The organism is Rahnella sp. AN3-3W3 (assembly GCF_003263545.1).
Classification (GTDB): domain Bacteria; phylum Pseudomonadota; class Gammaproteobacteria; order Enterobacterales; family Enterobacteriaceae; genus Rahnella; species Rahnella variigena.
Genome location: NZ_JYDG01000103.1, coordinates 35010 through 44290, shown reverse-complemented (window position 1 = coordinate 44290; position 9281 = coordinate 35010). Strand labels below are relative to the sequence as shown.

The 9281-nt window shown below is 51.0% G+C and carries 8 protein-coding genes and 1 other annotated feature; of the genes, 1 reads left to right on the top strand and 7 read right to left on the bottom strand.

All coding sequences use genetic code 11. From position 1 onward, the window contains the following. Window positions 1–18: 18 nt before the first annotated feature. From cheW to UC15_RS22245, 7 genes are all read right to left on the bottom strand, one after another. Complete coding sequence (cheW, locus tag UC15_RS22275; RefSeq protein ID WP_013575095.1) at window positions 19–516, bottom strand: chemotaxis protein CheW; 498 nt, start codon at window positions 514–516, stop codon at window positions 19–21. 82 nt (window positions 517–598) lie between these two features. After that, window positions 599–2614 carry a chemotaxis protein CheA gene (gene cheA, locus UC15_RS22270; protein WP_198659754.1) on the bottom strand — a complete coding sequence of 672 codons (2016 nt, stop codon included), beginning with the start codon at window positions 2612–2614 and terminating at the stop codon, window positions 599–601. A 36-nt stretch (window positions 2615–2650) separates the two neighbouring features. Beyond that, the gene (motB, locus tag UC15_RS22265; protein ID WP_112291024.1) at window positions 2651–3754 is read right to left on the bottom strand and encodes a flagellar motor protein MotB; all 1104 of its coding nucleotides are present in this window, start codon (window positions 3752–3754) and stop codon (window positions 2651–2653) included. Then, window positions 3751–4641, bottom strand: coding sequence for a flagellar motor stator protein MotA (gene motA / locus UC15_RS22260; RefSeq protein WP_112291022.1), 891 nt, complete (start codon window positions 4639–4641; stop codon window positions 3751–3753). Before motA ends, motB begins: the two co-directional genes overlap by 4 nt. 177 nt (window positions 4642–4818) lie before the next feature. Next, on the bottom strand, window positions 4819–5427 hold the full coding sequence (gene flhC / locus UC15_RS22255; protein WP_112291020.1) for a flagellar transcriptional regulator FlhC: 609 nt from the start codon (window positions 5425–5427) through the stop codon (window positions 4819–4821). A 2-nt stretch (window positions 5428–5429) separates the two neighbouring features. Next, window positions 5430–5774 (bottom strand): flagellar transcriptional regulator FlhD, encoded by a 345-nt coding sequence (gene flhD, locus UC15_RS22250; RefSeq protein WP_101078669.1) that lies wholly within the window; start codon window positions 5772–5774, stop codon window positions 5430–5432. A 1259-nt stretch (window positions 5775–7033) separates the two neighbouring features. Further along, on the bottom strand, window positions 7034–7858 hold the full coding sequence (locus tag UC15_RS22245) for an SDR family oxidoreductase (protein ID WP_112291019.1): 825 nt from the start codon (window positions 7856–7858) through the stop codon (window positions 7034–7036). A 326-nt stretch (window positions 7859–8184) separates the two neighbouring features. Next, window positions 8185–8306 (top strand) — a sequence feature (His leader region). A 73-nt stretch (window positions 8307–8379) separates the two neighbouring features. Here UC15_RS22245 and hisG point away from each other — a divergent pair. Then, the gene (hisG, locus tag UC15_RS22240) at window positions 8380–9279 is read left to right on the top strand and encodes an ATP phosphoribosyltransferase (protein ID WP_013575087.1); all 900 of its coding nucleotides are present in this window, start codon (window positions 8380–8382) and stop codon (window positions 9277–9279) included. The last annotated feature ends 2 nt before the right edge of the window (window positions 9280–9281 follow it).

Below are 9281 nucleotides of genomic sequence, written 5' to 3'. Positions count from 1 at the left end.
GACCTTGACTTTAAAGACTTAAATCTTAGTCACGCTATCAACCAGCGCCATTTCCTCACTACTCAGCAACTTCTCAATATCCACCAGAATCAACATCCGGTCGCCGAGCGAACCCAGCCCCGTCAGGTATTCCGTCGACATGGTCACCGCGAATTCCGGCGCCGGACGGATCTGATCCTGGCTCAGAGAAAGCACGTCGGATACGCCGTCTACCACGATCCCGACGACGCGGTTTTCGAAGTTCAGCACGATCACCACGGTGTTTTCATTGTAAATCACATCTTCCTGCGCGAACTTCACACGCAGGTCGAGGATAGGCACGATAACGCCTCGCAGGTTGGTGACACCTTTAATAAACGCAGGCGTGTTAGCAATGCGGGTTACCTGATCGTAACCGCGGATTTCCTGCACTTTCAGGATATCAATGCCGTATTCTTCGTCGCCTAAAGTAAAGATCAGAAATTCCTGACCTACTGTTTCACCCGCAATTTTTGCCACGGTTGCAAGTCCTGCCATGTTGTTCACCTTTGCTTTTATCTTTTAATCGGCCTGAGTTTTTCACACCCGGCGACATTGCGGTCACCGGAAGCGTTGCTGGTTATGCGGCAGAGACGCCCGTTGCCAGTTTGTCGCGGTTCAGCGACTGCAAGGCAGACACATCCACGATCAATGCCACACTGCCGTCGCCCAAAATGGTGGCGGCGGAAATGCCAGGCACTTTGCGATAGTTACTTTCCAGGTTTTTCACCACCACCTGATGCTGACCAATCAGTTGATCAACCAGCAAGGCGTAGCGACGGCCTGCACTTTGTAAAATCACAACAATGGCCTGTGTGGCTTCGGTTTTGGCCTCTTTCACATCGAAGACGTTGTAGAGCTCAACCAGCGGCAGGTATTCACCACGCACCTGCAGAACACGCTCGCCACCGGCCAGCGGATGCAAATCTTCAGCCAGCGGTTGCAGCGATTCCATGACGGCATTCAGCGGCAGAATAAAGACTTCTTCGCCCACTTTAACGGACATGCCGTCGAGAATGGCCAGCGTCAGCGGCAGCAGAATACGGATGGTTGTGCCTTTCCCCTGCTGGGAATGGATTTCAACATGGCCGCCCATTTCCTGGATGTTACGTTTCACGACGTCCATGCCGACGCCGCGACCGGAAACATCCGTCACTTTTTCTGCGGTCGAGAACCCGGCAGCGAAGATCAACATGCCGACTTCTTCATCGCTCATGTTTTCGCTGACGTTCATGCCCTGCGACGCGGCTTTCGCCAGAATACGTTCGCGGTTCAAACCGGCACCGTCATCGATGACCTCAATGCAGATATTCCCGCCCTGATGTTCAGCAGAAAGCGTCAAGTTACCGGTCGGCTCTTTGCCGTTGGCAATACGCACTTCCGGTGTTTCCACACCGTGATCCAGACTGTTACGCACCAGGTGCGTTAACGGGTCGATGATGCGTTCGATCAGGCTCTTATCCAGTTCGGTAGAGCTGCCGAGCAGGGTCAGTTCGATTTGCTTATTCAGTTTGCTGGCGAGATCGCGCACCAGACGCGGGAAGCGGCTGAACACGAATTCCATCGGCATCATACGAATCGACATTACCGATTCCTGCAAATCACGGGCGTTGCGCTCAAGCTGTCCCATGCTGTTGAGCAGGTCGCTGTGAACCACCGGATCCAGCAAATCGGAACGTTGCGCCAGCATCGACTGAGTGATCACCAGTTCGCCGACCAGGTTGATCAGCTGATCCACTTTTTCGACGGCGACACGAATACTGGTCGATTCAGCGGCTTTTGACGCACGGGCTTTCGCCGGTTCGCTGTTAGGCACGGCAGTCAGAACCGGTGCCGGACGCACGGCGACGGCGGCGCTTTCAGTGACGGCCGGGGCTGGCGCAGGTGCGGATTCAGCAACCGCAGGCACAGCGGCCTGTGTGAAACTGATTTGCTCCGGTTCCAGCACAAAACACAGCACCGCAATAATGTCGTCTTCGGTCACCGTAGTGATAAGCGTGGCTTCCACGCTGTCTGCGGTCTGAACCGGATCTTTGATTTCGCCAAGATTGCCCAGCTCTTCGAGCATGACAGGCACTTCCTGCGTTTTCAGGCCGGACAGGCGGACACGCATCCCGCCTTTCGCCGCAGGCGTTGCTGCCGCGACGGGCGCAGCCGCTGCGGGTTCATCTTCCACCACGTGAAGTTCCGGCGCAGGTTCGCGCTGTTCCTGCGCGTCGAGGGCCAGTTGTCTCAGGGCTGCACAGATATATTCAAAACTTTCTGCATCAGGATCCCGGGAGGATTTATAGGCGTCGAGTTGCTCCTGCATAATGTCTTTTGTTTCCAGAAACAGGTTGATGATGTCGGTGCTCAGGCTCATTTCAGCGCGACGCGCACCGTCGAGCAGGTTTTCCAGTAAGTGAGTCGTTTCCTGCAAAACCGTAAATCCAAACGTTGCCGCCCCGCCTTTGATTGAGTGCGCTGCGCGGAAAATCGCATTGAGCTGCTCAACATCTGGCGCCTGCGGATCAAGTAACAACAGATGTTGTTCCATGTCCGCCAGCAGCTCGTCTGCTTCATCAAAAAATGTCTGATAAAAATCAGTAATATCCATGCTCACGTGATCACCTCTGCTGTGAATCGCGGCTTGTTAATGTGTCGCAGGTGCCGTGCCTGCCGCGACAGCCGGAGCTGCCGTCGCAGGTTGAGCGCCTGCCGGTGGTGTCACTGGCGTCTGCGTCTCAATCCCGGGTATTGATGGTGCCTGTAATTGTGATGGTGCTGGTGCTGCTGATGAATCAGGTACCGCAGGTGCAGCCGGAGCCGGGCTCATTTTTGGCGCCAGCGCCGGTGCCGTCTGACGTCCCGGCACAGCTTTTTGCAGTTCGCCGGCGTCACTGATAGTGATCGCTTCACCCTCGCTGTTTTCACGTTCAATCGCTTCTTCAGCATGTTTGTTCAGAACTAAAATGCTGATACGCCGGTTAATCGCGTCACCCGCCGGATGGTTTTTTAACTGCATGGTGGATCCCATGCCCATCACGCGCAGAACTTTACCTTCACTGAGTCCGCCGATAATCATTTCGCGACGTGAAGCATTTGCGCGATCTGTCGAGAGCTCCCAGTTGCTGTACCCGCGTTCGCCCTGCGCATACGGCATATCGTCCGTATGGCCTGCAAGACTGATTTTATTCGGAAAATCATCCAGCACCGGCCCGATAGCGCGCAGAATATCGCGCATATACGGCTCGACAATCGCGCTGCCCAGCTGGAACATCGGACGATTTTTGCTATCAATAATCTGGATGCGTAAACCCTGTTCGGTCAGGTTAATCATCAGATGCGGACGCAAATCTTTCAGCCGCGGGTCAGACGCAAGCATGTCTTCGAGTTTCTGCTGCAAGCGTTGTAAATCACCGGCCTCACGTTTGCTCTCGCCCTGCGACTGATCCATTTTGTGCACTTCGCCGTCCTGCACGGTCGGGTCTTCCCCGCCGCCCGGGATCGGGCTGGTCGCATCACTGCTGCGCGGCCCGCCGGTTATCGCCACCGCCAGCGGTGTACGAAAGTATTCGGCAATTTGCACCAGTTCTTTAGGGCTGGAGATCGAAATCAGCCACATCACCAGGAAGAAAGCCATCATCGCTGTCATAAAGTCAGCGTAAGCAATCTTCCACGAACCGCCGTGATGCCCTCCGCCGTGCTTGTTCTTTTTCTTGCGGACAACAACGATTGGATGGCTTTGATGCTTCATACTTTTTCTTCTTCAGTTTGTTTCTGACCCGGCGACTTAACCTGGCGAACGTGCTCCTCCAGTTCGATGAAGGAAGGACGTTCAGAGGTGTAAAGCGTCTTACGGCCAAACTCGACGGCGATTTGTGGCGCATAACCATTGATGCTGGAAAGCAATGTCACTTTGATGCATTGCATCATCTTGGCGTTTTCCGCGCTTTTCTGGCGCAGAACGCTGGCAAGCGGAGAAATAAACCCGTATGCCAGAAGGATACCGAGGAAGGTCCCGACCATCGCATGCGCAATCAGCGCACCGAGTTCAGCCGCCGGACGATCCGCCGCCGCCAGGGTATGAACGATGCCCATCACCGCTGCGACGATACCGAAAGCCGGGAGTGAATCACCGACCAGCGCCAGGCTGTTGGCAGGCACTTCGCTTTCGTGCTCGTAGGTTTCGATTTCTTCATCCATCAATGCTTCAATTTCAAAAGCATTCATGTTGCCGCTCACCATCAGGCGGAGATAATCAGTCAGATATTCGACTAAATGCTTATCGGCAAGGATGCGCGGATAATTAGCGAAAATGTCGCTTTCGTTGGGATTGTCGATGTCATTTTCCAGCGACAGCATCCCCTGCTGACGTGATTTCGCCAGTAAGCGGTACAGCAACGCCATCAGATCCATATACAACGCTTTGTTGTATTTCGATGCGCGGAACAACTGAGGCAGCGCGCGCATTGTGGATTTAATCGCTTTTCCGTTGTTACCCACGAAAAAGGCACCGATGCCTGCACCGCCGATGATGAGTAATTCTGCGGGTTGGTATAACGCGCCCAGTTCACCGCCGACGAGCATGAAACCGCCGAACACTGAGCCCAACACCACGATGTAACCTATTATCACTAGCACGATGAATCCTTAATTCGATGTGGTTTTAGGGCGAGGAAAAGCGCGACGCCATGATTCTGCCGAGGTTTATGCCGCTAAGACGTGCATAAACGGTGCCAGTAATGACTGAGATATTCGGGGGGGAAATGATGAGCGGTGTTACCACCGCTCAGAACGACTTACTGCAACCCAATCATCTCAGACAGCGCGCTTGACCTGTTCGTCCAGCTCTTGAGATGTTATATCGGCAACCTGCGGGGAAAGTTTACGTTTTTTTACTGCTCGGGATGGGGGCTGGCAAAGACTGCAAACAAACCCGTGACGGGGCTGGTGTGCATGGGTAATAAATGAACCGTCACAGCAGTTACACGCAGAGAGTTGCAACATGCCGCTGTCGACAAAACGGACCAGTGTCCACGCACGTGTCAGCGCGAGGATCGGCGCTTCACCGGGTTGTTCAGGACATTGTTCAAGATACAGACGGTAAGCTTTAATCACCGCTTCCACCCCATTACAATGCCCGCTCTTTAAGAGGAAAGAGTACGCGTTGTAAAACATGGAAGAATGAATGTTTTGTTCCCAGGTCATAAACCAGTCAGTAGAGAACGGCAACATTCCTTTCGGCGGAGGACTTCCACGCAGTTCTTTGTACAGTTTGATCAGCCGGCCACGACTTAATTGCGTTTCGCTTTCCAGCATCTGTAGCCGGGCACCCAGCGTAATCAGTTCCATGGCAAGCTGAATGTCGCGCGCTTCCTGAACGATACTTTTTTCTGCCGGTTTGGTTAACCCATCTTTCCCAGACATAGCTACGCCCTTTTCTTCATCGCGCCGCTATCTTTCGCAGCCAGACCTTTGAGCAAATGACTCGACAACAGAATGCCGGTATGGATTTGCTGCAGGTCATCCACGCGCGATTCTTGTGTCAGGCGTTCAATCGTTTTGCTGTCATCAAAGCGGAACTGACACAAAAGCTGGTTCGTTTCAGCTAATTTCACCATCTGTGGCAACGTGAGCTGACCAAGTGTGTCTGCCATGACGTCATCAATTCCCAACCGGAACATCGCTGAGGCTTTTTCGTCGTTAATCAAACGCTGCGCCAACAGTAAATATGACAGGTTGATATCATATATGTGCTTAAGCAATTCGGACATTCTGTTCTACCCCATTACCGATGCCACTTTTAAAGGTGGCTGATTGATAGACATATTCCATGCAGCGAGAGTTTCACCCGGCGTGACAGGAGTATTTTTTACTATCAAAACAATTGGATCATTGGCTGTTTAATAAATCCTGCGATGAAAGTTAGATTTATCCCGCGGTATTTACTTCACCGCCAATACAAAGTTGTTCCTGATGTAAACTAAATTAATTGTGACAATTGCACTGCTAAGTATTAGTGAAACACTTTAGTTTTGGTGTACTGGCAGGGTCCGTTGCTGTGATGGCGTGTCATTCAGTGAAACGCTTTTACATACATTATTAGGAATTATCTTACTACGACGCAACTCTAACCCCGTTCCCTTTACACATACAATCTTGCCGTGGACGAATTTTGAATAAAGTGTGACACACATCACGCTTTTGAAATTTATTTTGTCTCCAAAAGTGCAATTTATCGTGAGAATTTGCGCAGATTTAAGTCAAAAGTAAAAAACCATCTAAAAAGCTGTCTTCAAACTGTCTTTTTTCGCCATTTTTAGATCATTTTGTACAAAGACCACCTAAAGCCAAATGATTAGCACACGCAGCAATTAATCATAGTTCATGCAGTATTATATGCTGCAAATTTCAAATAGCGTGATCATTGTGCTAATAATGCGCAACCCAGTCAGGGCGCGGCGTTTCGGGGAGTTATCTGAAAAAATGGTGTTTAAAATAAGGACGAATTGTTCTGAAATCGTGAGCAACCACGTGGTTTCAAAAGTAAAAAGACAATGATTGTAATAATTTGTTACTGCGCAGGAAGAATCATCCAGTCATCTGACCAGATTGATAAGGAGAAGTGATGAAACAGCGGATTTTTGCCGTGCTTACCTATCGGCAACTGTTCAGAAAAACTTTAATGATTGGGCTTAAAAAAGTGGTTTGTGCGGTGCAAGCGTAAATTAATAGCTCAAGAATAGGATTTTTATTACCTAACCAGCATCCCACGCCAGAATTTACGCATGAAATACGCATAAGACACATTTTTAACGGAGATAATTAAAGGTATAAGTGAATAACCGGAGGAACGGAAGGTCATTAACTTGTCTTATTAGTGAAATATACGACTGCGGATACTTTTGAAGGGTGATTACTTTCATTCAAAGTAACGGGGGATGTCATTGTGTGTTAATCCAGCTGAATAAAAAAAGCCTGCCGATATTTCAGGCAGGCCATAACTTATTATTATTCAAAAACGATTTACCGATTAAAAAGGCATAGATTGCGGGTCCGGATACTGATACTCAAAACCGAGTTCTTTGCAGATCCACTCGCCATCCACGATTTTGCCTTTTCCTGCTGAACCTTCTTCAGCAAAGGTTGGCGGTTGCAGCCCCATTTGTCTTGCCAGTGCCGGATAGTAATCCGCTTTCGCCGGATGCTTCGGTGCACATACGTTAAAGGTATGCCCGCCTTTTGGCCGGCTGAGCAATAAAGCAATTGCCGCGACGACGTCATCCTGATGCACCAGATTGACCCCGTGGTGACCGCCTTTCACCCCGGTCTTACCCGCCATGAAACGGCCAGGATGGCGATCTCCGCCCACCAGACCTGCCAGACGCAGTACATCAACGGACGTATTTGGCAGTCCGTGGAACCAGTTCTCCAGCTCTTTAAGGACTTTGCCGCTGGCAGTCACCGGCTCGAGAAGAGAATCTTCCCGCACCACGCCCTCTCTTTCGCCGTATACCGACGTCGAACTGGTGAAAATAATCCGTTTCACGTTATGCGCCAGCGCACTGTCGGTTAACTGCTGCACCGCCTGGAAATAAAGTTCACTGCCCTCCACGGTCCGGCGCGCGGGCAGAGTGATAATCAGGGCATCCACATTAAGCAGACGATCGAGATCTTCCGCTTCGCATTCCATTTCTGGTGTGAAAACCAGCGGGAAGCATTCGATCCCCACCATTCTTGCAGCGTCCACGCCATCCAGCGTCGTTTTGCTGCCCACGACATCGTAGCCTTTTGCAGCCAGCGCCATCGCCAGTGGCATTCCCAGCCAGCCCAGTCCGATAATCGAAACCTTCTTCATACTTTGCTCCATTTGTTCAGAGGCACCTGGTATCACATCACCAACTGCTGATATCTTCCTTTATACTAGCAAAGGTCGCCTTTTCCCCGTTCAGTCTGCGTAAGGTTTTCTTGGTGTCTGTTAACAGATTATTCAAAAATCAGATGAAAACCCTGCGGCTGATAAGAAAAACTCATCATCGGAAAAAAAGGTTGCGCTGTTGCCGCCCGATAGTTTAGTTTTATTGGCAACGAATTTGATATGTGTGGCGAATGATTCAAATTGAATCACGCGGCATCTGAATCACTGAATAGAGACACTGACATGACAAACGTTCTGATTAACCACCATCATCACCATCACCCTGACTAGTCTTTCAGGCGATTGGTGCTGGGAGACTGTTTAGATCTTCCAGTGGCGCAGAACGCAGAGATAGCCCCCGGAAGATTTCTTCCGGGGGCTTTTTTTTTGGCCTGACGGATTGAAGTTAAAGAATTTTAAACAAAACGATTTATATAAATAATTGAGAAACTGAGGTCATCATGCTGGATAAAACACGTTTACGGATAGCAATGCAGAAGTCGGGTCGCCTGAGCGATGAATCACGCGAATTACTGGCGCGCTGTGGCATCAAAATCAACCTGCAGGAACAGCGTCTGATCGCTTTCGCTGAGAACATGCCCATCGATATTTTGCGTGTCCGTGATGACGATATCCCGGGACTGGTGATGGACGGCGTGGTGGATCTGGGGATCATCGGCGAGAACGTACTCGAAGAAGAGCTGCTGAGCCGTCGCGCTCAGGGCGAAGACCCGCGTTACTTTACCCTCCGTCGCCTGGATTTCGGCGGCTGCCGTTTGTCTCTGGCAACGCCGCTGGACACCGAATATACCGGTCCGCAAAGTTTGCAAAACGCCCGTATCGCGACGTCTTATCCACACCTGCTCAAGCAATACCTCGATAAAAAAGGCGTCGATTTCAAATCTTGTCTGCTGAACGGTTCTGTTGAAGTCGCACCGCGTGCCGGTCTGTCTGATGCGATTTGCGACCTGGTGTCTACCGGCGCAACGCTGGAAGCCAACGGACTGCGCGAAGTTGAAGTGATTTACCGCTCCAAAGCCTGTCTGATCCAGCGCGATGGCGAAATGCCGCAAGAGAAACAACTGCTGATCGACAAAATGATGACCCGTATTCAGGGCGTTATTCAGGCTCGCGAATCCAAATACATTATGTTGCACGCGCCGAGTGAGCGTCTGGACGAAATCGTTGCCCTGCTGCCGGGTGCTGAGCGTCCGACGATTCTGCCGCTGGCAGGCGATCAGCAGCGCGTGGCCATGCACATGGTCAGCAGCGAAACGTTATTCTGGGAAACCATGGAGAAACTGAAAGCGCTGGGCGCCAGCTCAATTCTGGTTCTGCCAATCGAAAAAATGATGGAGTAAGC

Excerpts from the sequence above, each read along its gene's own strand:
- cheW (WP_013575095.1), bottom strand. The coding sequence starts at position 516 with ATGGCAGGACTTGCAACCGTGGCAAAAATTGCGGGTGAAACAGTAGGT.
- cheA (WP_198659754.1), bottom strand. The coding sequence starts at position 2,614 with ATGGATATTACTGATTTTTATCAGACATTTTTTGATGAAGCAGACGAG.
- motB (WP_112291024.1), bottom strand. The coding sequence starts at position 3,754 with ATGAAGCATCAAAGCCATCCAATCGTTGTTGTCCGCAAGAAAAAGAAC.
- flhC (WP_112291020.1), bottom strand. The coding sequence starts at position 5,427 with ATGTCTGGGAAAGATGGGTTAACCAAACCGGCAGAAAAAAGTATCGTT.
- flhD (WP_101078669.1), bottom strand. The coding sequence starts at position 5,774 with ATGTCCGAATTGCTTAAGCACATATATGATATCAACCTGTCATATTTA.
- UC15_RS22245 (WP_112291019.1), bottom strand. The coding sequence starts at position 7,858 with ATGAAGAAGGTTTCGATTATCGGACTGGGCTGGCTGGGAATGCCACTG.
- hisG (WP_013575087.1), top strand. The coding sequence starts at position 8,380 with ATGCTGGATAAAACACGTTTACGGATAGCAATGCAGAAGTCGGGTCGC.